Origin of the sequence: Pseudomonas fluorescens, assembly GCF_004683905.1 — a bacterium.
Classification (GTDB): domain Bacteria; phylum Pseudomonadota; class Gammaproteobacteria; order Pseudomonadales; family Pseudomonadaceae; genus Aquipseudomonas; species Aquipseudomonas putida_A.
The window spans coordinates 2,912,218-2,937,279 of sequence record NZ_CP038438.1; the positions used below are offsets into that span (position 1 = coordinate 2,912,218).

General features: G+C 61.9%; 16 protein-coding genes. 4 read left to right on the forward strand and 12 right to left on the reverse strand.

Features of this window, described 5'->3' with window-relative positions:
- Nucleotides 1-95 precede the first annotated feature (95 nt).
- Both treS and glgB read left to right on the forward strand, forming a co-directional pair.
- Nucleotides 96-3,437, forward strand: coding sequence for a maltose alpha-D-glucosyltransferase (gene treS, locus E4T63_RS13290; RefSeq protein WP_135295707.1), 3,342 nt, complete (start codon nt 96-98; stop codon nt 3,435-3,437).
- 2 nt (nt 3,438-3,439) lie between these two features.
- A complete protein-coding gene (gene glgB / locus E4T63_RS13295) occupies nt 3,440-5,671 on the forward strand; it encodes a 1,4-alpha-glucan branching protein GlgB (RefSeq protein WP_135295708.1) in 2,232 nt (743 codons plus the stop codon).
- Between the two features lie 150 nt (nt 5,672-5,821).
- Here glgB and E4T63_RS13305 read toward each other — a convergent pair whose 3' ends face one another.
- Nucleotides 5,822-6,604: an endonuclease/exonuclease/phosphatase family protein gene (locus tag E4T63_RS13305; RefSeq protein ID WP_098963919.1), complete on the reverse strand. Its 783-nt coding sequence runs from the start codon at nt 6,602-6,604 to the stop codon at nt 5,822-5,824.
- Between the two features lie 614 nt (nt 6,605-7,218).
- Between E4T63_RS13305 and E4T63_RS13310 the strand changes: the two genes are divergently transcribed.
- Together E4T63_RS13310 and E4T63_RS13320 are read left to right on the forward strand one after the other, a co-directional pair.
- Nucleotides 7,219-7,590 carry a DUF6124 family protein gene (locus E4T63_RS13310; protein WP_135295709.1) on the forward strand — a complete coding sequence of 124 codons (372 nt, stop codon included), beginning with the start codon at nt 7,219-7,221 and terminating at the stop codon, nt 7,588-7,590.
- A 155-nt stretch (nt 7,591-7,745) separates the two neighbouring features.
- Nucleotides 7,746-8,105, forward strand: coding sequence for a DUF6124 family protein (locus E4T63_RS13320; protein ID WP_135295710.1), 360 nt, complete (start codon nt 7,746-7,748; stop codon nt 8,103-8,105).
- A gap of 194 nt (nt 8,106-8,299) precedes the next feature.
- On the opposite strand, the gene E4T63_RS13325 is transcribed toward E4T63_RS13320, so the two are convergent.
- From E4T63_RS13325 to treZ, 11 genes are all read right to left on the reverse strand, one after another.
- Entirely contained in the window at nt 8,300-11,425 is a 3,126-nt protein-coding gene (locus E4T63_RS13325) for a hypothetical protein (RefSeq protein ID WP_135295711.1), read from the reverse strand.
- Between the two features lie 255 nt (nt 11,426-11,680).
- Nucleotides 11,681-12,439, reverse strand: a complete 759-nt coding sequence (locus tag E4T63_RS13330; protein WP_095135586.1) for a PIG-L deacetylase family protein — start codon at nt 12,437-12,439, stop codon at nt 11,681-11,683.
- Nucleotides 12,440-12,596: 157 nt separating this feature from the next.
- On the reverse strand, nt 12,597-13,283 hold the full coding sequence (locus E4T63_RS13335) for a glycosyltransferase (RefSeq protein ID WP_135295712.1): 687 nt from the start codon (nt 13,281-13,283) through the stop codon (nt 12,597-12,599).
- Complete coding sequence (locus E4T63_RS13340) at nt 13,280-13,879, reverse strand: SAM-dependent methyltransferase (RefSeq protein WP_049827864.1); 600 nt, start codon at nt 13,877-13,879, stop codon at nt 13,280-13,282. The genes E4T63_RS13335 and E4T63_RS13340 overlap by 4 nt, the downstream gene beginning before the upstream one ends.
- Entirely contained in the window at nt 13,876-14,649 is a 774-nt protein-coding gene (locus tag E4T63_RS13345) for a PIG-L deacetylase family protein (RefSeq protein WP_135295713.1), read from the reverse strand. Before E4T63_RS13345 ends, E4T63_RS13340 begins: the two co-directional genes overlap by 4 nt.
- A complete protein-coding gene (locus E4T63_RS13350) occupies nt 14,646-15,644 on the reverse strand; it encodes an acyl-CoA dehydrogenase family protein (RefSeq protein ID WP_098963926.1) in 999 nt (332 codons plus the stop codon). Before E4T63_RS13350 ends, E4T63_RS13345 begins: the two co-directional genes overlap by 4 nt.
- Nucleotide 15,645: 1 nt before the next feature.
- A complete protein-coding gene (gene glgX, locus E4T63_RS13355) occupies nt 15,646-17,805 on the reverse strand; it encodes a glycogen debranching protein GlgX (RefSeq protein WP_135295714.1) in 2,160 nt (719 codons plus the stop codon).
- 249 nt (nt 17,806-18,054) lie between these two features.
- A complete protein-coding gene (locus tag E4T63_RS13360; protein ID WP_027612042.1) occupies nt 18,055-18,390 on the reverse strand; it encodes a DUF2934 domain-containing protein in 336 nt (111 codons plus the stop codon).
- Nucleotides 18,391-18,417: 27 nt separating this feature from the next.
- A complete protein-coding gene (locus E4T63_RS13365) occupies nt 18,418-21,186 on the reverse strand; it encodes a malto-oligosyltrehalose synthase (protein ID WP_135295715.1) in 2,769 nt (922 codons plus the stop codon).
- Entirely contained in the window at nt 21,183-23,261 is a 2,079-nt protein-coding gene (malQ, locus tag E4T63_RS13370; RefSeq protein WP_135295716.1) for a 4-alpha-glucanotransferase, read from the reverse strand. The genes E4T63_RS13365 and malQ overlap by 4 nt, the downstream gene beginning before the upstream one ends.
- Nucleotides 23,258-25,060, reverse strand: a complete 1,803-nt coding sequence (treZ, locus tag E4T63_RS13375; RefSeq protein WP_135295717.1) for a malto-oligosyltrehalose trehalohydrolase — start codon at nt 25,058-25,060, stop codon at nt 23,258-23,260. The genes malQ and treZ overlap by 4 nt, the downstream gene beginning before the upstream one ends.
- Nucleotides 25,061-25,062 lie beyond the last annotated feature (2 nt).

Below are 25,062 nucleotides of genomic sequence, written 5' to 3' on the forward strand. Positions count from 1 at the left end.
CCGCTTCGCAGCCCGTCGGGGATGAATCCCCTCACCACAGAGCCCCTCATCACAGGGCATCCGTGTGGTCTGACAGAATTGAACAGGAGTTTCACATGGCGAAGAAACCCAAGGCAGCCACCTTTATCAAAGACCCGCTCTGGTACAAGGATGCGGTGATCTATCAAGTTCACGTCAAATCGTTTTTCGACTCCAACAACGACGGGATCGGCGACTTTCCCGGCCTGATCGCCAAACTCGATTACATCGCCGAACTCGGCGTCAACACCATCTGGCTGCTGCCGTTCTACCCGTCGCCACGTCGCGATGACGGCTATGACATCGCCGAATACCGCGGCGTACACAGCGACTACGGGACCATGGCCGACGCCAAGCGCTTTATCGCCGAGGCGCACAAGCGTGGTTTGCGGGTGATCACCGAGTTGGTCATCAACCACACCTCGGATCAGCACCCGTGGTTCCAGCGGGCGCGCAAGGCCAAGCCCGGTTCGGCGGCGCGCGACTTCTATGTGTGGTCGGATGACGATCAGAAGTACGACGGCACGCGGATCATCTTCCTCGACACCGAGAAGTCGAACTGGACCTGGGATCCGGTCGCCGGTCAGTACTTCTGGCACCGTTTCTATTCGCACCAGCCCGACCTCAACTTCGACAATCCGCAAGTGATGAAAGCGGTGCTGTCGGTGATGCGTTACTGGCTGGACATGGGCATCGACGGCCTGCGCCTCGACGCGATTCCGTACCTGATCGAGCGCGACGGCACCAATAACGAAAACCTGCCCGAGACCCACGATGTCCTCAAGCAGATCCGTGCCGAGATCGATGCCAATTACCCGGACCGCATGCTGCTGGCCGAGGCCAACCAATGGCCGGAAGACACCCAGCTGTACTTCGGCGACACCGATGCCGAGGGCGTCAACGGTGACGAATGCCACATGGCCTTTCACTTCCCGCTGATGCCGCGCATGTACATGGCGCTGGCCCAGGAAGATCGCTTCCCGATCACCGACATTCTGCGGCAAACCCCGGAAATTCCTGCCAACTGCCAGTGGGCAATCTTCCTGCGTAACCACGATGAGTTGACGCTGGAGATGGTCACCGACAAGGAGCGCGACTACCTGTGGAACTACTACGCCGCTGACCGTCGCGCGCGGATCAACCTTGGCATTCGTCGGCGTCTGGCGCCGTTGATGGAGCGTGACCGCCGCCGTGTCGAGTTGCTCAACAGCCTGCTGCTGTCGATGCCCGGCACGCCGACGTTGTATTACGGCGACGAAATCGGCATGGGCGACAACATCTACCTCGGCGACCGCGACGGTGTGCGTACTCCGATGCAATGGTCTATTGACCGCAACGGCGGCTTCTCCCGCGCCGATCCGGCCAGTCTGGTGCTGCCGCCAATCATGGATCCGCAATACGGTTATCTGTCGGTCAACGTCGAAACCCAGGCCGGCGACCCGCACTCGCTGCTGAACTGGACGCGACGCATGCTTGCCGTGCGCAAGCAGTCCAAGGCGTTCGGTCGTGGCACGCTGAAGATGCTTTCGCCGAGCAACCGACGGATTCTGGCCTACACCCGCGAGTTCACCGACGCCGACGGCAAGCACGAAATCATTCTTTGCGTGGCCAACGTCTCGCGCAGCGCGCAGGCAGCAGAACTCGATCTGTCGGCCTACGTCGGCATGGTCCCGGTGGAGATGCTCGGCGGTAACGCGTTCCCGCCAATCGGCCAGTTGAATTTCCTCCTGACCCTGGCGCCGTATGGTTTCTACTGGTTCGCCCTAGCCACGGAAAACCAGATGCCGAGCTGGCACGTGGAGCCGGCGCAGAGCCTGCCGGACTTCACCACCCTGGTGCTGAAAAAACGCATGGAAGAACTGCTCGAAACGCCGACCCGCAACACGCTGGAGCAGAGCATTCTGCCGAGCTGGCTGCAGAACCGCCGCTGGTTCGCCGGCAAGGACGCAGCCATCGAACAGGTCAATCTGGCCTACGGCGTGCGCTTCGGCGATGCGCAGCATCCGGTGTTGCTCAGCGAGATCGAAGTCACCAGCGCCGGGCAGACCAGCCGCTATCAACTGCCGTTCGGCTTCATCGCTGAAGATCAGGTCGGGCCGGCGTTGCCGCAGCAACTGGCGTTGTCCCGGGTTCGTCGCGGGCGTCAGGTCGGTCTGATCACTGATGCGTTCAGCCTCGAAACGTTCGTGCACGCGGTGCTGCAAGGCATGCAGAGCAACACCGTGCTCAATTCCGAACAGGGCGAGATTCGTTTCGCGCCGACCGCGCAACTGGAAAAACTCGGCCTTGGCGCCGAATCCGAGGTGCGTTATCTGTCGGCCGAGCAATCGAACAGTTCGGTGGTGATCGGCAACAGTCTGGTGCTGAAGCTGATCCGCAAGGTCGCCTCGGGTGTTCACCCGGAACTGGAAATGAGCGCGTACCTGACCGAGGCCGGTTTCGCCAACATCTCGCCGCTGCTCGGCTCGGTGATCCGCCGCGATGGCGCGGGCGAAGACAACCTGCTGATGATCGCCCAAGGCTATCTGAGCAATCAGGGCGATGCCTGGGAATGGACGCAGAACAACCTCGAACGGGCGTTGCGTGATGAGCTGGCGGACGCGATGTCCGAGCAGGAACAGCATTACAACGCCCTCGGCGAACTGAAGGACTTTGCCGGCATGCTCGGCCAGCGTCTGGGCGAAATGCACCAGGTGCTGGCGGCGCCAAGCAACAACCCCGACTTCGCCCCGCAAACCACCAGCGCCAAGGACGCCCAAGCCACTGGCAAGGACGTCGCGGCGCAGGTCGAGCATGCCTTGAAGCTGCTCAAGCAACATCAAAGTCATCTGAGCGCGGCGGATCAGAAAATGGTCGCGCGGCTGCTGGACAACAAAAAAGTCATCCTCGGCCATGTGCAGGAACTTTCGCAGAAAGCCGTTGGCGGCTTGCGGATTCGCGTCCACGGCGACTTGCATTTGGGTCAGGTGCTGGTGATCAAGGGCGATGCCTATCTGATCGATTTCGAGGGTGAACCGGCGCGGCCGCTGCACGAACGGCGCGGCAAACACAGTCCGTACAAGGACGTCAGCGGCGTGCTGCGTTCCTTCGATTACGCGGCGGCGATGACGATCAACGTGCACAACGTCGATCACAGTCCAGAGTCCGAAGCGGCCCGGCATCGGGTTGCCGAGCGCTACCTGCGTGAGGCGCGCGAGGCATTTGTTCAGGCATATCGCCAAGCGGCAGCTAGTCTTGATCATGCCTGGCAGGATCCTGCGGGTGCCGACGCTGCGCTTGCGCTGTTCGGCCTGGAGAAGGCGGCCTATGAAGTGGCCTATGAAGCCGAAAATCGCCCCACGTGGCTGCCCGTGCCGTTGCACGGTTTGTATGGGTTATTGACGGGGCTTAAACCCTTTTCCGATCTTGGTGGAGAGTAGTCATGAGTTTCTCGAACAAGGAACAGGGTCACGCTAAAGAAGCGTTATTGCCGGCGGCGCGGGACATCGACGCCCTGGTGCGCGCGGAACACCACGACCCGTTTTCCATTCTCGGCCCGCACGGTGATGGTGCCGGTGGGCAGTTCATCCGCGCTTATCTGCCGGGTGCATTGAAAGTCGAAGTGCTGGACAAGGACAGCGGTGAAGAACGCGGCGAACTGCAAGCCACCGAAACACCGGGATTGTTTGTCGGTCACTTCGATCAGGCGCGGCCGTATCTGCTGCGCACGCGTTGGGCCGGCGGCGAACAGGTGGCGGAAGATCCGTACAGCTTCGGCCAGTTGCTCGGCGAAATGGATTTGTATCTGTTCGCTGAAGGCAATCACCGCGACCTCAGCAGTTGCCTCGGCGCGCAACTGACCACCGTCGATGGCGTCGACGGTGTGCGTTTTGCCGTGTGGGCGCCGAATGCTCGCCGAGTGTCGGTGGTCGGTGATTTCAACGTGTGGGATGGTCGTCGCCATCCGATGCGCCTGCGCCATCCGTCCGGGGTCTGGGAGTTGTTCATTCCGCGCCTGCAAGCAGGGGAGTTGTACAAGTACGAAATCCTTGGCGCCCACGGCATCCTGCCGCTGAAGGCCGACCCGATGGCCCTGGCCACCAGCCTGCCGCCGGACACCGCGTCGAAAGTCGCCGCACCGCTGCAGATCAACTGGCAGGATCAGGACTGGATGAACGGCCGTCGCGAACGGCAGAAGCATTCAGCGCCGCTGTCGATCTACGAATTGCATGCCGGCTCGTGGCAGTGCGAACTGGACGATCTGGGCGAAGTCGCCCGCCAGTACACCTGGCCGGAACTGGCCGAACGGCTGATCCCTTACGTCAAGGAACTGGGTTTCACCCACATCGAACTGATGCCGATCATGGAGCACCCGTTTGGCGGCTCATGGGGTTATCAGTTGCTCTCGCAATTCGCCCCGAGTGCCCGATACGGCACGCCAGAGCAGTTCGGTGAGTTCGTCGACGCCTGTCACCGCGCCGATATCGGCGTGATCCTCGACTGGGTGCCGGCGCATTTCCCCACAGATACTCACGGTCTGGCGCAGTTCGACGGCACCGCACTGTACGAATATGGCAACCCGCTGGAAGGCTTTCACCAAGATTGGGACACGCTGATCTACAACCTCGGGCGTACCGAAGTTCACGGCTACATGCTGGCGTCGGCCTTGCACTGGTTGAAGCATTTCCATATCGACGGTCTGCGCGTTGATGCGGTGGCCTCGATGCTTTATCGCGACTATTCGCGCAAGGCCGGCGAATGGGTGCCGAACCGTCACGGCGGGCGCGAGAATCTCGAGGCGATCGATTTCCTTCGTCACTTGAATGACGTGGTCGAGCTGGAGGCCCCGGGGGCGCTGGTGATCGCCGAGGAGTCCACCGCATGGCCGGGCGTCAGTCAGAGCACCCAGCAGGGTGGTCTCGGTTTCGCCTACAAATGGAACATGGGCTGGATGCACGACTCGCTGCACTACATCCAGCAGGATCCGGTGTACCGCGCGCACCATCACAACGAACTGAGTTTTGGTCTGGTCTATGCCTGGTCCGAGCGCTTCATCCTGCCGATCTCCCACGACGAAGTGGTGCACGGCAAGCACTCGCTGATCGACAAGATGCCCGGCGACCGCTGGCAGAAATTCGCCAACCTGCGCGCCTATCTGAGTTTCATGTGGACCCATCCGGGCAAGAAGCTGTTGTTCATGGGCTGCGAATTCGGCCAGTGGCGCGAGTGGAATCACGATCAGCAACTGGACTGGTACCTGCTGCAATACTCGGAACACAAAGGCGTGCAGAAACTGGTCGGCGACCTCAACCGCCTGTACCGCGAAGAACCGGCGCTGCACGATCAGGACGATGCGCCGCAGGGTTTCCAGTGGCTGATTGGCGATGACGCGATCAACAGCGTGTACGCGTGGCTGCGCTGGAGCAAGGACGGCAAACCGGTGCTGGTGGTGGCCAACTTTACTCCGGTGCCGCGTCAGTCGTACCGGGTCGGGGTGCCGTTTGCCGGGCGCTGGGCGGAGTTGCTCAACAGTGATGCCGACACTTACGCCGGGTCCAACTATGGCAATGGCGGCGGGGCATTTACCGAAGAGGTGCCGAGCCATGGCCAGTCGTTGTCGCTGGAGCTGAATCTGCCGCCGCTGGCGGTGTTGATTCTCAAGCCGGAGGGTTGATCCAGACACCGCTAACCCTGTGGGAGTGAGCTTGCTCGCGAAGAGGTCGGAACATTCAACATCATCTGTGTTGCCTGATCCGCCGTCATCGCGGGCAAGCCTGCTCCCACAGGCGTTTTCGGTGATCCGGGGATCGCTGCCGCAGCAGGATTACAGGTGCACTTCCACCGCCAGCGGCAAATGATCCGACAAGTGTGTCCACGGCTTGTTGCCGAGGATCTGCGGGTCGTGGCTGCTGGCATTGCGCAGGTAGATGCGGTCCAGGCGCAGCAGTGGAAAACGCGCAGGGTAGGTCTTGGCCGGGCGGCCGTGGTGGCGTTCGAAGGCTTCGTGCAGGTAATCGCGGCGGGCGAGGGCGGCATTGCCCTGCAGCTGCCAGTCATTGAAGTCGCCGGCAATGATCACCGGTGCATCGTCGGGCAATGATTCGAGCAACTGGCAAAGCAGCTGCAACTGCAATTGGCGGTGGCTTTCCAGCAGACTCAGGTGCACGCAGATCGCGTGCACTTCGGCGTGGCCCGGTACGTCCAGCACGCAGTGCAGCAGGCCTCTGCGCTCGGGGCCGGTGATCGACACGTCGAGGTTGCGGTATTCGCGGATCGGGTATTTCGACAGCAGGGCATTGCCATGATGACCATCGGGGTACACCGCGTTGCGCCCGTAGGCAAAGTCGCTCCACATGCTGTCGGCGAGAAATTCGTATTGCGAGGTTTGCGGCCACTCGTGGTAGCGATTGGAATGTCGCTCGTGTTCGCCCACCACCTCCTGCAGAAACACCAGATCAGCCGAGGTGCTGCGCACCGCTTCGCGCAGTTCCGGCAGGATGAAGCGCCGGTTGAGGGCGGTAAAACCCTTGTGAGTGTTGACCGTCAACACGCGCAGGCGATGGATGACGGGTGCGTCGACGGCGTGACGCTTGGGATCGCTGGACACGTTCACTCCTCTGAAAAAACGGCTTCCTGTTCATGCGACTGGTCTGTGAGCGGGCAGTTCCTTCCAGATGCCTCAGGCCGTATTACAAATCACCAGAGCCGCCAGAAAACCTGTGGGAGCGAGCCTGCTCGCGAAAGCGGCCTCCCGATCGACCAATCTCTGACTGAATGCACTCGGTCAAACTGTGGGAGCGGGCTTGCTCGCGAAAGCGGCCTATCAGACAAAATCAAAACAACAGGGCAAACCCCGCAAATAAACATAACCCCGCAACCACGTTTAAAATACACGAACCGTTACGCCATAACGGCTACAACGCCTTGCGCCGTTACCTACGCGTACGCCAGAATCCGCCGGCTTACACGGCTATGCGTTGGGCTTATCGTTTCCCTGTCGCTGGAAAACAGTGATCGGGTTTGGTAGCCCATTTCGGTACGGTCGTATGGCGTCACCTTATGCAGCCTCTTTTTGGGGCTCAGTTTTATGGTGGACATGCGTGGGGCTCATTCGTGAGCGCCGGGTTCCGTATCGACCGGTCTACCAACCCGCGCATGGCCGCCACCCATCGTTTGGTAGCGAGGGTGATGGCTCCTATTTCTCGATACGGAGTTTCATCCATGTTCAAAGCCACACCCAACCCCCCGGATACCTCAATCCCGTACGACCCAGCCCTCGACCCGCAGAAGATAAAAGCGGCAACCGACCGCGCCATCAACTTCTACCTCAACCCCGGCGCATTGAAGATCTCGATCCCTTCAACCTCGTCATGCAAGGCGAACAGAATCTTCCTCATCGACCCCACCGTGGACGAAGAAACGTTGCTCGTCGAAGCCTGCGAATCATTAGCCGCCGCCAGCGACATGGCCCGCGATATTGGCGACGTCGTCGACCACCCACAGCGCCGGGCGATGCTGATGCTGCATCAGGTGATCATGCTCAGTGAACTGATGGTCAACCGGGTACTGGACGGCCGCCGCGTGCCGAACTAACTGCCCGATCCCCCTGTAGGAGCTGCCGAAGGCTGCGATCTTTTGACTTTGTTTTTTAAAAGCAACCTCAAAAGATCGTCCGAACGCGGCCCGAACCTGCGGCAGCGCCTACAGGTCATCATCCTTTCAAAGTACCTCGATCGGAGTTCCATCTGATGCCCGAACCCAAGCCCAACCCACCGACCACAGACCCGCTATCCCCCTACGAATCCCTCAACTCCAGAAAGCTCCACGAAGCCGCCGAACGCGCCCTCGACCACTACCTCGCACCCGCGCAAATCATGGCGACGCCATACACCCCCAGCAGCATGTTCCTCGTCAATCCACAAACCGACACCGAATCCCTGCTGGCCAACGCCTGCGAATCCCTGGCCTCGGTCACGGTCATGCTCGGTGACTTCGCCGGGACGCTGGACGGGCCCAGTCGCAATACGGCGCTGGGCATTGCGCAGGTAGTGATGCTGGGGGAGTTGGCGGTGAATCAGGCGCTGGATAATGTTGTGCCAAAGGAATAGCCGACAGCAGTAATGGCCTCTTCGCGAGCAAGCCCGCTCCCACAGTGGATCTGCGTTGGTCACTGGTTAAGTGCCCGGCAAGATCCATTGCATGAGCGAGCCTGCTCGCGATTGCCATCAGATAAATCCCTATCCTTATCCGTTGTATTCAGATTGTCCTGAATAGGTGACGGTTACGGGGTATCAAGCCCGGATTACCTGATGCCGTACCCGTGCGCCGTGTCGCCTCCAAAACCCAGATCTCTTAAAACCTTCGCTTCTCCTGTGGCCGGATAAATCGCCCAGCGTTTGCCAAGGCCGGCCGAATCAGCCGCCCAGCACCATACATGGTCTGTCGCTAAGCCCGCATAGGTGCTGATATATGAACGCCACTCCGCCAAGGACGGAATTCGCCCACGCTGATTAGCCGCCGCATTGCTGCATTGGGTATAGGTATTGAACGCGCCGGTTCCAAAGATTCGATATACGTTCGAGACTGAAACAGGGTAGGACACCGTCTGGTTTGCACTATCGCGAACCGTAATGACAGCGGTACCGTTGCCTTTGGAAATCACCCGACCATTGGTGATATTCACTTCTGCGGCCGCTGAGTTGCTTGATGAGTATTGATAGGGTGGGACGCCCCCGCTTGCCTGCCTGTCGACAAAACTGCCACCCGGAGGATTTGTGGGAGTGTGATCGGAACGGAAAATCCAGCCGCCAAGCGATACAGGCTCGGTATTGATAACCAGAGCAAGAGCCGCTTTGATCGTGTAAGTGCGCGCTGGAAACTCCACCGCCTCACTCTCCACCGTGCTCTGCCCAAGCGCCGCTTTAAACACCAGTGCCAGGCCGCTGCCATCCTGCAGAGCTTTGAGCTCATCGACTGGAAGCGAAACAGTGAAGAACCGGTCAGCGATCCAGTCGGGGTTGGTGCCGGCCGTCGGCGCGCTCCAGATCTCGCGCACGTAGGCGCTGCCGTCGGCATTGGTCCCGTGCAGGCGCAACCAGACGTATTGGTTGAGGGCGATCAGCGGCCAGTCACCCATGCGTACGGACGCTTCGGTCAGGTTGCCGGTATGCAGTTCCGGGCCGGCGCCGTTGTTGTCGGCCTGCTCGATGGTGGGGCCGGCCAACGCGCTCTGCGGCATTACTTGCACCGTCAGGTCAAATTCCCGGGACGGTGTTGGATGACCATCAATGATGACGACGTAGGAGATTTTTACCTGCTTACCCAGATTGAACGCCACCACGCTGTTGGGGATCGCAAACTCAAGCCCTTCGCTTACCGCGCGCGGCACTGAGGTGTGCGACCCGTCGGCCGGTGTGCCGTCAGCGCCAGTCCAGGTGACGCTGATTTCATGGTTTGGCAGCAACGCGCTGTTGTCCGGCACCACGATGGTCAAGGTGTCCCTGACCAGCAGCGGGTTGAGTGCGCTGTCGCCGTTGTTCTCCTTGATCGAGGGGGCGAGCAGTTCCAGCGCGACGCCCACGGTGAACACCAATGGATTCGAAAGGCTGGTCTCATCTGTGGCATGGCGCCAGAGCTGGTAGCGGACGGTGATCTTGCTGCCGCGGTTCGGTTCGATGTGCTGGGCGACGAAGGCGGCGTCCAGGTTGATGACCCAGTCTTGTTGGGCGGTTACGGCATTGAATGTGCGGGACCCGGGTTCCTCGCCGGAGATGTCGCCCACCCACTTCCAGGTGGCCTCGTCGTTGGCTACCCATGGCTTCACCACAGGCCTGGGGATGGTCAGTTTACTGGTACCGCCGGGCAGTGTGGCCGGGTCGAGGAAGCCGTTCGCCACCCCGAGGACAATGGGGGCGTCCAGCTCGAATTTCGGTTCACCCACATTGAGCAATTTCGTGTGCAGCGACTCCCGTCTGAGGATCTCGTCGCCTTCGGCTATCAGCAGGTCGTACCACCCCTTCAGGGTTCCGCCGTCAAGGAGCTTGAGGTTGTAGTCATTGACGGTGATGACAAAACCTTCGGGATTCTCGACTTCATCCTCCTCCGGAATGTGCCACTCCAACTCAGGCAGGAAGGTGCTGCCGTCCGGGCTTTTACCCAACAGGAACAGCTCAATGCCCATGCCGTACTCGATGGCCGGATCGAACGGAATGCGGACGTTGATGGGGGTCTTCGTGGGATCGATGAAGTCACCCTCGGCTTCTTCGATGATCGGTGCGGCCAGGCGGTGGGCTGCGCCGGTGACTTGTACAAACTGCCTTTTTGAGCCTAACGGGTCACTGCTGCCGCTGCGTTCCAGCCGATAGAAGAAACTGACCTGGGTATTGACCAGTTTACGCACGGCCGCAATGGACAGCTTGAACTCGTAGTTATGCGGGATATTGTCGACGGTCTGGGGCAGGGCGGTGACTTCGACTTTTTCGCCCTCCGTGGTGGTGCCGAACATGGTCAAGTGAATGATGTCATTCATCTCGAAGTCTGGTCGGTCGGCCGTGACATGCACCGTGATGTCGTTATCGCCCTGTTTATCGGCGTCGAGCTTGTTGTTGACGGCTTCCTGAACAATCGGTGCGGCCAGCAGGTCGATGCCGGTGGTGACGACGATGCGGGTTTCCTTGCACCAGTCTTCCGATTCATTGCCGACGATGTCGCGCACCTTGAAGGTGACCGCCAGACCGAAGAGGTCGGTGTCACCAGCCTCTTTAATAGTGGCTTTGGAGACCGTGATTAATATCGGGTTTGCCGCTGGATCGTTGATCTGCTCCAGGGTCACCGGTGTGGAATACTCAAAAAAGCCACCCCAACTGAGATGAATGACGTCGCCCTCCGCGATGTCAGGGTAAGGCAAGCCGCCGGCCGCGGACCTGATGACAATCGGCACCCCCGCTTCGGCAACGTCTTTGTCCACCCCGCCGTTGACGATTTCCGGGGGAATGTACATGTACAGGTTGGAGTGACCAGGGTCCGGGTCGATGTCCTGGCCACCGGGGAGTTCCAGTTTGACGAAGAGGTTGAGGGGCTTGTCCGGACGCTCTTCTTTTTGATTGAGCTGTTTGATTTCGTAGGTGAGTTGGTAAGGACCTGTCTGCAGATGACGGGGAGCCACCCACAAGAGGGTCGGTTGCTTGAGCTCTGCCTCGTCAATGATGGAACGTCCGTCGACCTCACGGCCATTGAGCAGCAGCTTGGCGGTGTCGCCGACAGCCTTGTTGGCCCAGACGGGGATCACGACAAGCAGGCCGAGGTCGGGAAAAGTGAACACCGCCGCCCGGTTGATCCCCCACTGGCCGGAAGGCAGGAGGCGCCCGAGCACTATCGGGTCCAGCAATGAATGGGGAGCAGAGATTTTCTTCTTGGGCTGAACGAGCATGGACGGAACTCCAAGCGAACTGTCGGGAGACAAAGGGCATGGAGTTATTCAGCGCTGAAGATGACGGCTCTGGCTACTGTCAGAAATTACAGGTAGGGAGGTATTTGCGATGAACGGTCGTGAGCCATAGCCACTGGCTCGCCGCATATCAATGTGGGAGCGGGCTCGCTCGCGAATAGGCCGGCACATTCAACATCACAGGTGACTGAACCGACGCTTTCGCGAGCAAGCCCGCTCCCACAGGGGATGGGTGTGTCAGATGAAGACAATTTCGTAGGGCAGGCGCATCCGCTCGAGGATCACCGGCGGCAGCATCGGCGCGATGCCGATCGCGGGTTCGCCCTTGAGCTGGCTGGCATAGGCGTGGGTGGCGTGGCTTTTGCGCGCCACGGTCCAGGTGTCGAGGCGCAGTTTGCGTGCACGATCCCAGGGGATCAGGCTCTGCTCGCGCTCCGGCCAGTGCCAGGCCCAGACCGCCACGTCGTGATAGGTGGCTCCGGCTTGCGCCGCCGCTTTGGCACTCGCACGTCCGACCGCTTCGTGGTCGTCGTTGCCGTCGTTGCGCCAAGTGCTGAACACCACGTCGCCGGGGCGCAGATAACGCGCGATGAAGCTGGTGATTTCGGTCTCGCGTTCGAGCAGCGCGTTGTCGGTAAATCCGCCTCGCACCCATTTCAGACTGTGCATCGGCAGGCCGAGCCGACGCAGGGCTTCGACGCTTTCTTGCGGACGGAATACGCTCAGGCGTTTTTCCGACCACTGTCGCGAGCCGGGATGGCTGGCGCTGCCGTCAGTGATCGACAGCAGTTGCAGCGGATGGCCAAGGCTGGAGAGCAATTGCAGGAGGCCGCCACAGGTCACCACTTCATCACCCGGATGCGGGGCGACGACGACGGCGCGAGCACCGCGGGGAACGAGGCTATGGGTGTTGATGACGGGAATGTTGTCTAGCTGCGGGGCACTGTTCCAGATCTGTACCGGCGGCGGGTTTTCGTTGAGGAATAACGGTTTCATGGGTGCTACGTCCTTGTCGAGTCAGGCCCTCAGCCGAATCTGCACCGTGCAAAAGCAGGTGCGCTCGACCCGTGAAGGCGAATGGATTGCTGTGCGACGCTCCCAACCCTGGATTGCCGCGCAGCAGAGTATTGCTCATGAAAACCGGTTCGTCGCGTTACAGATCAATCTGATCCGCTTTTTTTATGTCTAACTGTACCAATTTTCGCAGGTAGTCCCCGAAACCGCCCCGGGCACGGCTGTCCAGACGGGCGCTGGTGTGCACTTGCGGGCGATGGCTCCAGGCGATGTCGGCACCGAGCAATTCCAGTTGCCGCACCAGTTGCACGTCCTCATCGCAGGTCAAGGGGGCGAACCCCCCGGCCCAACGATAAGCATCGGCACTGACCCCAAGATTGGCGCCGTGGATATGGCGATGCCCGTCCCGCGCCTGATAGTGACTGTGATAACGGATTTGCGCGCTTTCGTCGAATGACGGATCCCAATGTTCGACGGTCACCGTGCCGCAGACCGCATCCGCACCCAGCCCCAACTGTGCCACCAGCCAGTCCTCGGCCACACGGCTGTCGGCGTCGGTGCAGGAGATCCAGCGCGCGCCACGCTCCAGCAACACCTGCGCGCCAGCGGCTCGGGCTTGGCCAACGTTACGCGCGTCGATGTGCAGACTCAGTACCGGAAAGCCGCTGACAATCTGCGCCGAGCGATCGGTGCAGCTGTCGAGCACCACCAGCACTTCGACCGGTTCGCCGGCCAGCAGCCCGTGTTTGCTGGCGCGTACGGCGGCGCTCAGGCACTGTTCGAGCAGGTCTTGCTCGTTGTGCGCGGGAATCAGAATGCCGATCATCGCAGGCCCTCCAATGCGGCCACCGAGCGCGGCTCACGGCTCCAGACTTCAAGAATGAAGTCGGCTTCCTGATGCAGCGCCAGACGCGGTAGCGGTAATTGCTCGTGAATCAGGTCATGTACCTGCCGCGCGTTGAGCGGGCAGCCATCGATGGGCGGGCGCCAGTGGCAGGCCAGCAACTGGCCGTCAGCCGTCAGGGATTCACTGATGCGGCGGATCACTTCTGTCAGATCCTGGGCATCGAGGTAGTAGCCGATTTCGCTAAATACAATCAGGTCGAATTTTTCCTCCGGCCAGTCACCGGGCAAGCGACTTTGGCGCACCTCGGCATGGTCAAACAGGCTCAATCGGGTACGCGCCAGATTCACCGCGGCACTGGCGGTGTCGCAACACAGCAGGCGGTCGCAGCGCTCGGCGAGCTCGGCGCTGAGTTCGCCATTGGCGCAACCGGGTTCGAAGATCGCCCGATAATGCGCGCGAGGCAGGGCGGCGAGGGTGATAGCGCGTTTGCGCTGTTCGTACCAGCGCTCGCGGAAGGCCCAGGGATCATCGTTAGCGCTGAATAATCCGTCGAAGTAACGATCATCGACACTCATAGGAACACCACTTCAAACGGTTGCAGCAGACGATCCAGCACGTACGGCGCCAATACCGGTTGCAGCCCGGCTTGCGGGTCGCCTTCCAGCTGACTGGCAAAGGCATGCACCGCGTGGCGTTTGCGCGCCACTTGCTCAGGGGACAACAGAATCTTGCGCGCGCGCTGCCACGGCACCGAAGCGTCTTCGGGGGAGGCCCAGTGCCAGGTCCAGACCGGCAATTCGTGGCAGGTTGCGCCGACCCGCCGCGCAGCTTCGATACTGGCGCGGCCGGCAGCTTCGTGATCGCAGTGGCCGTCCTCGCACCAAGTGCTGAACACCACGTCGCCGGGGCGCAGGTGGCGTTCGATGAACGCGACCAGAGACGGCTCATCTGCTGCGACCTGGCTATCGCTGAAACCGCCGCGCAGCCATTTCATCCGGTGCAACGGCACGCCGAGGCGGCGCAGGGCTTCGGCCGATTCCTGCGGCCGCACCACGCTAAGGCGTTCTACCGGCCAGCGCTCGGAGCCGGGATGACTGGCGCTGCCATCGGTGACCGAGATCAGTTGCAACTGACGCCCGGCGGCGGCCAGCAACTGCAACATCCCGCCGCAACCGAGCACTTCGTCGTCCGGGTGCGGGGCGACAATCACCGCCCGCGCGCCCGGTGGCACCAGGCTGAGGACATCGACGCTGTCCAGCGCCGCCAGGTGCCGGGAATGTTGCCATTGCAGCAGCGAAGTGCCTTGGTGGCCGATGATCGGATCGGGTTTGTGCACGGCATTCATAGCGTCCAGGCCTCCTCGGGGTGTTCAGCCAGCGTTTGGCCAAGGGCCGCCAGATCACGCTCGGCATGGCTCTGGCGCAGGAACACCGGCAGATCGGCGCTCAACCGGGCGAAGTGCCGATCCTTGCAGAACGGAGCGGCACCCAGTGCCCGACCGGTCTCGCGCATCACTTGTTCAGCCGATTGCTCGACCACGGCGCGGGCACGCCGGGCCAACAGTTCGGCATCGGCTTCGGGATGCGCATCAATGTGCAACGCACTGAAACGCAGCACATTGGCCGCTGCGTACAGCGCCGCATCGACCGCACCGAGGTGGGCGAGGGCATGCGGCTCCTGACGTTGCGCGCAGTGTTGACGTAGCGCCTCGGAGATCTGCCGCGCCGCGCCGTACCAGCACGCGGCAATGCCGATCCCGCCTTGCCAGAAACCCGGACGATTCAGGTAGTCGCCGGGTTCGCCGATGGCCTGGGCCTCGGCGCCGTCGAACAGCACTTCGACGCTGCCGGTGGCGCCCATGCCGACCGCTTGCCAGCCCTGATCGGTAATGTTCACTCCCGGTTGATCCAGCGCTACTGCCACCAGTTGCTGACGGTCTTCGGCGTCCCACGCGGTGAGCAGCGCATGGCTGAGCACCGCCGCCCCGGAGCACCAGGCCTTGCGCCCGTCGAGGCGCACCATGTGCCCGGCCGGGCGCACCTGCACCCGCGCCTGCGGTGGTTCAGCCGCCCACATGCCCCAGGTGCTGCCCGGCGTGGGCGAACCACCGAGTTGTTCGATGATCGCCAATGCGTCGGTGTGGCCTTCGTAGAGTTTGCACAAGCCCAGATCATGTCCGCCGACTTCAGCCAGACGCTGAAAACGCTCCAGCGTGCGGCCGCTGCCCGGTAACGGCAACTGATCCAGACCGGCCTCGACCAGCGCCCGCAGGCAATGGCCGAGTGCGGCGGTGTCGTGATAGTCCGGCGGGCGGCGCGCCAGATAACTGTGCAGGTCCATATCAGTCTTCTTCTTCGCGTTGCAGTTCGAACAGCAGCAACGAACGCCCGGTGACCGAATACTCATGGCCGAACTCGAAGCGTTCCTGACCGCGAATCGATGGCTGATTGGTGTCGATCATGCAGGTCCAGAAACTGCCTTCCGGCACTTCCGGCAGGCTGAAGTTGACGATGTCGTGATGGGCGTTGACCACCAGCAGCAGCGTCGCATCGGCACCTTTGCGGCGGATCCCGGTTTCCTGCGCGCGACCGTCGAGCAGCATGCCCAGGCAACGGTTGTGCGCGTCATGCCAGTGTTCGGTGGTCATCTCGGTGCCGTCCGGCGCCAGCCAGGTGACGTCCTTGACGCCGATGTCCTCGTTGTACTCGCCGACCAGGAAACGGCCCCGGCGCAGGATCGGATAAGCCATACGCAACTTGATCAGGCGTTTGACGAATTTGAGCAGCGCCTTGCCGTCCTCGCTCAGGTCCCAGTTGACCCAGCCGATCTCGCTGTCCTGGCAATAGGCGTTGTTGTTGCCGTCCTGGGTGCGGGCGAATTCGTCGCCGGCGACGATCATCGGTGTGCCTTGCGATAGCAGCAGCGTGGCGAAGAAGTTGCGCATCTGCCGATGGCGCAGCGCATTGATCTCCGGGTCGTCGGTCGGGCCTTCGACGCCGTGGTTCCATGACAGGTTGTTGTTGCTGCCATCCTGGTTGTTCTCGTCGTTGGCTTCGTTGTGCTTGTCGTTGTACGACACCAGATCGTTGAGGGTGAAACCGTCATGCGCGGTGATGAAGTTCACCGACGAGTACGGCCGCCGCCCGCGCTGGTTGAACATCTCGCCGGACGCGGTCATGCGGCTGGCGAAGTCGGCAACCTGGCCGTCGTCGCCTTTCCAGAACGCGCGCACGGTGTCGCGGAATTTGTCGTTCCACTCGACCCAGCCCGGCGGGAAGTTGCCGACCTGATAGCCACCGGGACCGCAATCCCACGGCTCGGCGATCATTTTCACCTGACGCAGCACCGGGTCCTGACGGCAGGCGACGAGGAAGCTGTGGCGCTCGTCGAAACCGTCGTGATAGCGCCCGAGAATGGTTGCCAGATCGAAGCGGAAACCGTCGACGTGCATCTCGCTGGCCCAATAACGCAGCGAGTCGGTGACCATCTGCAGCACGCACGGGTGACTGAGGTCGAGGGTGTTGCCGGTGCCGGAATCGTTGATGTAGTAGCGCTTGTCGTCCGGCATCAGGCGATAGTAGGAGGCGTTGTCGATGCCGCGCATCGACAGGGTCGGGCCTTGTTCGTTGCCCTCGGCGGTGTGGTTGTAGACCACGTCGAGGATCACTTCCAGATTGGCCTCGTGCAGGTGCGCGACCATCTCCTTGAACTCGGCGATCTTGCCGCTGGCCAGGTAACGCGGATCCGGGGCGAAGAAGGCGATGCTGTTGTAGCCCCAGTAGTTGGTCATGCCCTTGTGCAGCAAATGCTGGTCGTTGACGAAGGCATGGATCGGGAGCAATTCCACACTCGACACGCCGAGTTTGCGGATGTGCTCGAGCACGTCGTCGACCATCAACCCGGCAAAGGTACCGCGCACGTTCTCCGGCACCGATGGGTGACGCATGCTGATGCCGCGTACGTGGGTTTCATAGATGATGGTTTTGTCCCACGGCACGCTGACGCGGTGGTCGTTGCCCCAGGTGTGCGCCGGGTCGATGACCTTGCACTTGGGCACGAACGGCGCGCTGTCGCGCTCATCGAAACTGAGGTCGGCGTCGGGGTGGCCGATGGTGTAGCCGAACAGCGCCTCCGACCATTTCAACTCGCCGACCAGTTGTTTGGCGTACGGATCGATCAGCAGTTTGTTGTGGTTGAAGCGATGGCCGTTCGCCGGGTCATACGGGCCATACACGCGGTAGCCGTAGATCAGCCCCGGATGGGCATCGGGCAGATAGCCGTGGTAGATCTCGTCGGTGTATTCCGGCAGTTCGATGCGCTCGAGTTCGACTTCGCCGGCATCGTCGAAGATGCACAGCTCGACCTTGGTGGCGTTGGCGGAAAACAGCGCAAAGTTCACCCCCAGACCATCCCAGGTGGCGCCGAGCGGGAAGGGCAGACCTTCACGGATTCTGGACGGCTCAGCGTGCGCTGCGGGCTCGGCTTTTTTTGGACTGGACATGATTGCTCCTGCAAAACGGGTTGGTTCGAATAACGGATCAACTGTGGGAACAGAATCTGTGGTGAGGGGATTTATCCCCGATGGGTCGCGCAGCGGCCCTGCGACTGCTTCGCAGCCGATCGGGGATAAATCCTCTCACCACAGACATCTGTCCCTGACAGGGGGTGTTTGAGGTTTCCTGAGGACGAGTTGTCCCTGTGTGGCGAGCGAACCCGCCACACGGTCATTCAGTTCAATAATCCGGGTGTGTCAGTTGGCCGGGGGCTTGCGTGGGGCGCGCGGCTTTTTCTCGGCGGCTTTTTCGCCCGGTGGAATCACTTTGGCGGCGCTGGAAGGCTTGGCTTTGGCGTCGGCAGGCGCCTTAGGCTTGGCCGCCGGGGTCTTGCTTTCGCTGGCTTTGCCGGTCGCAGTCTTGCCGGCGGTTTTACTGCCCGCAGCCTTTGGCGACTTCTTCGGCGCGAGGGCCTCGGCTTCGGCCAGTTTGCGCGCCATTTCCCAATGACGCGCTTCATGACCTTCAGGTTTGCCCTCCGATTCCCAGATCTGATAGGCGAACTCGCGGATGCGTTTATCGTCGGTACTCATCGCAATGCTCCTGAACTGAACTCGTCGTTACGTAAAGAGTTGGGTAAACAGATTGACCGGGAAATCCCCCAGCGCGGCGCTGACGTTCAGCTCCCTGTTTTTTGTGACTGCGCTGCTGTGAAAAAGTCCCTTCAGGTTTGTGTCAGAGGCGGCGAACGGTAAAACCACCCGTGTATCGCCCCAGCGCAGCGCATCCACCTGTGGCTCGGCACTGTTTTCCAGCAACGTCGCGCAGCGGATCGGCACGATCACGATGGCGTAGCGGCCCTCGTGCTCACGCGCGAATGCGAGCACGTTGTGCGCCTGCTCGCCCAGCACCTCCAGGGCCTGATACGTGCCCCGGCGAAACAGCTCGGCGTGTTCGGCGCGCAGGTTCAACACCTGGGCGATCAACGCTTGCTTGATGCGCCCGTCACGCCAGTTCGCCAGCAGCTCCGGGAGCGGCGCGCGTCCGTCCAGAGCTTGCGCGCGCGCGGCGTAATCCACCGGCCGGCGGTTGTCCGGATCGACCAGGCTGAAGTCCCAGAACTCGTTGCCTTGATACAGATCCGGTACCCCCGGCACGGTCATGCGCAGCAAGGTTTGCGCCAGACTGTTAAGGGCGCCGGCTGCCGCGATGCTGTTGACGGTCTTGCTCAGCGCGGCGCGCAGCAGCTCGCCTTCTGCACCGGTGAGCAGGCGTTGGGTGAACGTCTGCGCAGCGTTTTCGTAGGCCTCGTTCGGCGCGCTCCAGCTGCTTTGCAACTTGGCTTCGCGCAGGGCTTTCTGTTGCCACTGCCAGATGCGCTCGGCGTAGTCTTTGAAACCCGCCTGATCGTCATCGCTCAGTTGCAGCGGCCAACTGCCGAGCAACGCCTGATACAGGATCAGTTCATCACCGGACGACGGCACTTGATCATCGTCGCGCAACGGCCGGGCGAGGGCGCGCCACAACTCCACCTGCTCGGCATACCAGTGGCTGCGTTCGCTGAGCACTGCCAGTCGTGCACGGGTGTCTTCGCCACGTTTGTGGTCGTGGGTGGCAGTGGCCAGCAAGTTGTCGGGGAACGCGTCCAGGCGTTGCTGATTGACCGCATGGAAGTCGCTGACCGGTGCGCTGAACTGCTCGGTGTTGTAGCCGACGTCATTGCGCGACAGCAGCACCGCCGAGCGATACAGCGCGGTGTCTTCCACGGCTTTGGCCGCTGCCGGCGACGTCAGTTGCTGGAAACGCACGCAGGCGTGCTTGAGGATCTTGCGCGAGCGCCCGCGCGGCTTGTGCCGCCATGGAGTGCCACCGAGCCAGGCCGCCACACAATCGAGCACCGGCCAGTCGCCTTCGCCCAAGGTCTGGCGGGCACCGTCCATGGCCTGCTGGAAAAACTGTTCATCCTGCGCCGCGCGCCCCAGCGCATTGATGTAAGTGCGATACACCGGGAAATGCACGATCAGCGCCTGCAACACCCGGCGGATCGCGCCGAGGGTCAGGTCACGGGTCATCAGGTCATCGCGGGCCACTTGCAGCAGCGCCTGGGCGACGCTTTCAAAATCGCTGGCCAGCGAGCCGTTGAGGATCTGCTGGCGTGCCAGTTGCGCTTCTTCGATGAACGCCGCCGGACGCTCGGTGCGTCGCTGCCAGAGGTCGCCGAGTACATGTTCGCCATCGGGGTCGTGTTGCAGCAACGACAGCTGATTCATGAACTCGTAACCGGTGCTGCCATCCACCGCCCAATCGGTACGCAGGGTTTCGCCGGCACCGAGAATCTTCTCGACATAGATCGGCAAGTGCCGATCCGGCGCAAGCAAGTCGAGGCGCCGCCGCAGTTTGCGGCAATAGCCACGCGGGTCAGCGAGACCGTCGATGTGGTCGATGCGCAAGCCGTCGACCAGGCCTTCGGCGATCAACTGGAAAATCTTGCCGTGAGTCGCTTCGAATACCGCCGGGCGTTCGACACGCAGGCCACCGAGCTCGTTGATGTCGAAAAAGCGCCGCCAGTTGATGTCGTCTGCTGCGGTGCGCCAACTGGCGAGACGGTAGCTCTGGCGTTCGAGCAACTGATGCAGCTTGTCGAAGCCTTCTGCTGTCGTGGAGTCGTAATGCGCGAGACTTTCCTCGATCGCGGCGAGAATCTGCGGATCGCTTGCCAGCTCTTTCAGTTCAGCCTTGAGCGGCATCGCCAGCGCATGCGCGTCGGTCTGGTAGCTGAGGGTGCTGAAACGATCGGCCAGGGATTTCAGCGCTTCGAGCGGTTTGAGCAACTCGCCGTAGTCATTCGGGCAGATCGGGAAGTGGTGCTCGTAATGCTCGACGTGGAAGCGACCTTGCTGCGCATCGAAGCGCAGTTTCAGCGTGCCTTCCTGCAGCGCGACGCCGTAATCGCTGCCGAGAAACGGCAGCAACAATTGGCCTTCCATCAACGGGTCCGGCGAGTGCCACTGGATGTCGAAGAACTCGCCGTAAGGGCTCAGTCGGCCCCACTCCAGCAGATCGAGCCACCACGGGTTGTCACCGCCGCCGACGGCCATGTGGTTGGAGACGATGTCGAGGATCAAGCCCATGCCGTGTTCGCGCAGGGTGCTGACCAGACGCCGCAGCGCCGGTTCGCCGCCGAGTTCCGGATTGACTTGCGTCGGGTCGACCACGTCGTAGCCGTGCATCGAGCCGGCGCGGGCCGCGAGCAGCGGTGAGGCATAAATGTGGCTGATGCCGAGGCGGGCAAAGTACGGCACCAGCGGCACCGCCTGTTCCAAAGTGAAACCCTTGTGAAATTGCAGGCGCAGGGTGGCACGCAGGGGTTGGATAAGGGTCTGGTTCATTGGTCACGCTCGGCAGCTTGCAGGCGGGCGCAGGCCAGCAGTTCCAGGCGGCGCGCGGCATCGGCGCCATCAAGCAAGGCTTCGCTGTTGCCGGGCAGGCGTCGCGACCAGTTCGGGTGGCTGTCGATGGTGCCCGGCAGGTTGGCCTGCTCGTCGATGCCCAGCGCATCTTCCAGCGGCAGCAACACCAGCGGTGCACGGGTGTGGCCGAGGAAACGCACGCTGGCATCGACCACTTGATCGGCTTCGTGGGACTCTTCGCGAAAGTTTTGCGGGTCCTGACTCAAGGCCCCGCGCAGGCCTTCGCGCTCGCGCTGGCGATGGCGGCGCCATTCGATTTCACCGTTGGCGTCGACAAATTCCAGACGCGCATTCCAGTCGATATCGCGGCCATGCCACCAACCGTTGAGCGTCGGCAGATCGTGGGTGCTGGTGGTCGCCAGCGCGTTGTCCGGCCAGTCGAGGATCGGTTTGAAATACGTGTTGTCCTGTTCGAACAGCAGCACGCGCATGCCAAGAATCGCCCGCGCACTGAGTTTTTCCCGCAGACCGTCGGGCACGGTGCCGAGGTCTTCGCCGAGGACGATCGCCTGATGTCGATGGGACTCAAGGGTCAGCAGGCGCAGCAGATCGTCAAACGGGTAATACAGATAAGCGCCATCGGCCGGGGCCGCGCCATTGGGGATCACCCACAGGCGTTGCAGGCCCATGACATGGTCGATGCGCAGCCCGCCAGCGTGGGCGAAGTTGGCGCGCAGCATGTCGATGAACGCACGAAAGCCGTTGCGGATCAGACCTTCGGGGGAAAACGCGGAAATCCCCCAACCCTGACCGGAGCGATTGAGAATGTCTGGCGGCGCACCCACGGTGAGCGAGGCGAGCAGTTCGTCCTGAAAACTCCAGGCCTGGCTCCCGGCGCCGTCGGCACCGACCGCAAGGTCAGCGATCAGGCCGATGCCCATGCCGGCGCTGCGCGCAGCCGTTTGCGCGCGCTCCAGGCAGCGGTGGATCAACCACTGGCAAAAGGCGAAGTAACTGATGCGTTCGGCGTATTCCTCGGCAAAGGCTTCGAGGGCGGCGCCGCGCGGGTCATGCCAGTGTGCCGGCCATTCGCGCCAGTCGAGGCTTTCGCCACGGGCGGCGCGCATTTCCTGAATGGCTTCGAAACGGCAGTGGTTTTCCAGGGCTTCGCCACCGGCATGGCGGAAACTGGCGAAGTCCGGATGCAACGGGTGCTCGCCCGCGACGAAACCGTCGTACAAGGCTTGCAGCAATTTCTGTTTGGCGTCGGCGGCGGTGGGCCAGTCGATCAGCTTCAAGTCTTCCAGTTGCCGGAATTGCTCGGCCAGACCGCTGGCGTCGATCGCATCACGCAGGGCGCGTTCGCCAAGGATGGCGCCCGGTGCGGCATACAAGGCGTTGAGAAACAGGCGGCTGGACGGCGAATACGGGCTGTAGCGCCCGGTGTCGGCGCTGAACATCGCATGCAGCGGACTGATTGCCAGCGCATCGGCACCGCGCTCGCCGGCCACCCGCACCAGTTCTTCCAGCGCTTGAGTGTCGCCAAAGCCGCAATCGCCGGGGCGGCGCAGACTGTACAACTGCGCGCTCAACCCCCAGACGCGAGGGATCGGGTTGTCTACCGCATCGCCGACGCTGAAGCAGCGCTCGGGGGCCACGGCCAGAGTGAAATATTGATCGGCGATGTGCACCTGTTGATAGCCGACCGGGATCAACCCCGGCAGTCTGGCTTCGGCATCGAGTTTGAGGTTAAGGCGTGAACCGTCTTCAAGGTGGATTTCGCAAGGGGTTTCAGGCTCGAAATAGCGGGCCAGATCAACGCTGATTCCGACATCTGCGGTCAACAGCGGCGGCAGGTGGCGATCCTGTTGCACCTGTTGCAGTTGCAGCAGGCTGGCGTCGATTTCCTGCGCGGTATTGGCTGGATGACCCAGGCCGGTGAGAACATTGCGCAGCACCGCCGGGGCGACTTTCTGCGGGCGGCCGTTGGCGTCGATCCAGTCGACGGCGAGGCCGGCGCGGCTTGCGAGTATTTCCAGTTGCGCATCGCTCATAGGCGCTCTCCATCCAGAGGTTGCAAGGGGGTTGCGGCCGTGAGGCTGACAAGCGCGCAATACGCGGGCAGTACGCCCGGTTCCGACAGGGCAACGGCGGGGGGCTGTTGAAACAGCCACACGGCGTCGGTCTGTGCAGGGTTGACCACTGGCGTATCGCTGAGGTTCAGGTCAATTCGCAGCTCACTGCCATCGCCCAGGCGCCAGCGTGCACTGACCGCACCGAAGCCGAGCATGTGCGCCCCAAGCGCCTGGGTGCCGGACAGATTGGGAATGATGTAGCGGTGGCGCAATTGCAGCAGTTGCCGGTACAGCGCGAGGGTTTCCTGCTGTTTTGCGCTGCCGCTGCCGACCAGGCGAGGCTGCGAGGCGTGGAAGGTCTGGTCGGCATTCGGATCGGGAATTTTTTCGCGTTTGTGCGGATCGGCGAAGGCGCTGAACCCGGCGAATTCATTGCGCCGACCTTCGCGCACCAGATCCGCCAGTTCACCGTGATGGCTGGTGAAAAACAGGAACGGCTGCTCGGCCGCGTACTCATCGCCCATGAACATCAGCGGAATCATCGGTGACAGCAGCAACAGCACGGTGGCGGCCTGCACGGCGCGTGGATCGGCCAGTTGATGCAGACGTTCGCCGAAGGCGCGGTTGCCGATCTGGTCGTGGTTCTGCAGGAACAGGATGAAAGCGGTCGAGGGCAGGTGTTCGCTGGGCTCGCCGCGCGGTTCGCCGTGGCGGGTGATGTGGCCCTGAAACACGAAGCCCTGACTCAAACACCGCACCAGTTGCTCGGTGGGTTGCAGCGCATAGTCAGCGTAGTAGGCGTCGGTTTCGCCGGTCAGCAGCACGTGCAGGGCGTTGTGGCCGTCGTCGTTCCACTGCGCGTCGTAATCCTCTTCGAGCAGGCTCGACTGGTTGAGCTCGTTTTCGACGGTCAGCCAGACGTGGCGGCTTGGATCGATCTGCTGACGAATACGCTGCGCCAGTTCGGGCAGGAAATCCGGGCTTTCGATCGCGTGCACCGCGTCCAGACGCAGCCCGTCGAAGCGGTATTCGAGCACCCACATCAGCGCGTTTTCAATGAAGAAGTCCCGCACCTCACGGCGGCGGAAGTCGATCGCCGCGCCCCAGGGCGTGTGCTTGTCTTCGCGGAAAAAACCTTTGGCGTAGCGCCCGAGGTAATTGCCGTCAGGGCCGAAGTGGTTGTAGACCACGTCGAGAATCACCGCCAGACCATGGCCGTGGGCGCTGTCAATCAGGTGTTTGAGTTGTTCCGGGGTGCCATAGGAGGCTTGCGGGGCGAATGGCAGCACGCCGTCATAACCCCAGTTGCGCGTGCCGGGAAACTGCGCCAGGGGCATCAGTTCGATGGCGGTGATGCCCAGCTCGACCAGACGCGCCAGATGCTGCTCGACTTCGGCAAAGCCGCCGAGCGCGCCGACGTGCAGCTCGTAGATCACCGCTTCGCTCCAAGGCCGGCCGTGCCAGGTGGTGTGGCGCCAGTCATAGGCCAGCGGATCGACCACCACACTGTGGCGGTCAAGGTCGCCGTCCTGGGCGCGGGAGGCCGGGTCGGGCACCTCCAGTTCACCATCGATGTTGAAGCGGTAGCGGGTGCCCGCCGGGCACCGGGTCTTGATCACGAACCAGCCATCGGCCTGCGGTAACATCGGCAAGGACTGGCCGTCTTCAAGTTCGACACTGACGTAAAACGCATCCGGTGCCCACAGCGCAAACTGAGTGTGTTCGGCGTCCTGCATGATCGCGCCGTGGGGCCAGTTTTCTTGGGTCCGTAACGGCATTG

Bases quoted from the DNA above. Each gene is read 5' to 3' on its own strand.
- E4T63_RS13310 (WP_135295709.1), top strand. From the start codon at position 7,219: ATGTTCAAAGCCACACCCAACCCCCCGGATACCTCAATCCCGTACGAC.
- E4T63_RS13365 (WP_135295715.1), bottom strand. From the start codon at position 21,186: ATGAACCAGACCCTTATCCAACCCCTGCGTGCCACCCTGCGCCTGCAA.
- E4T63_RS13345 (WP_135295713.1), bottom strand. From the start codon at position 14,649: ATGAATGCCGTGCACAAACCCGATCCGATCATCGGCCACCAAGGCACT.
- glgX (WP_135295714.1), bottom strand. From the start codon at position 17,805: ATGTCCAGTCCAAAAAAAGCCGAGCCCGCAGCGCACGCTGAGCCGTCC.
- E4T63_RS13325 (WP_135295711.1), bottom strand. From the start codon at position 11,425: ATGCTCGTTCAGCCCAAGAAGAAAATCTCTGCTCCCCATTCATTGCTG.
- E4T63_RS13340 (WP_049827864.1), bottom strand. From the start codon at position 13,879: ATGAGTGTCGATGATCGTTACTTCGACGGATTATTCAGCGCTAACGAT.
- E4T63_RS13350 (WP_098963926.1), bottom strand. From the start codon at position 15,644: ATGGACCTGCACAGTTATCTGGCGCGCCGCCCGCCGGACTATCACGAC.
- E4T63_RS13330 (WP_095135586.1), bottom strand. From the start codon at position 12,439: ATGAAACCGTTATTCCTCAACGAAAACCCGCCGCCGGTACAGATCTGG.
- E4T63_RS13320 (WP_135295710.1), top strand. From the start codon at position 7,746: ATGCCCGAACCCAAGCCCAACCCACCGACCACAGACCCGCTATCCCCC.
- treS (WP_135295707.1), top strand. From the start codon at position 96: ATGGCGAAGAAACCCAAGGCAGCCACCTTTATCAAAGACCCGCTCTGG.
- E4T63_RS13335 (WP_135295712.1), bottom strand. From the start codon at position 13,283: ATGATCGGCATTCTGATTCCCGCGCACAACGAGCAAGACCTGCTCGAA.
- glgB (WP_135295708.1), top strand. From the start codon at position 3,440: ATGAGTTTCTCGAACAAGGAACAGGGTCACGCTAAAGAAGCGTTATTG.
- malQ (WP_135295716.1), bottom strand. From the start codon at position 23,261: ATGAGCGATGCGCAACTGGAAATACTCGCAAGCCGCGCCGGCCTCGCC.
- treZ (WP_135295717.1), bottom strand. From the start codon at position 25,060: ATGCCGTTACGGACCCAAGAAAACTGGCCCCACGGCGCGATCATGCAG.
- E4T63_RS13360 (WP_027612042.1), bottom strand. From the start codon at position 18,390: ATGAGTACCGACGATAAACGCATCCGCGAGTTCGCCTATCAGATCTGG.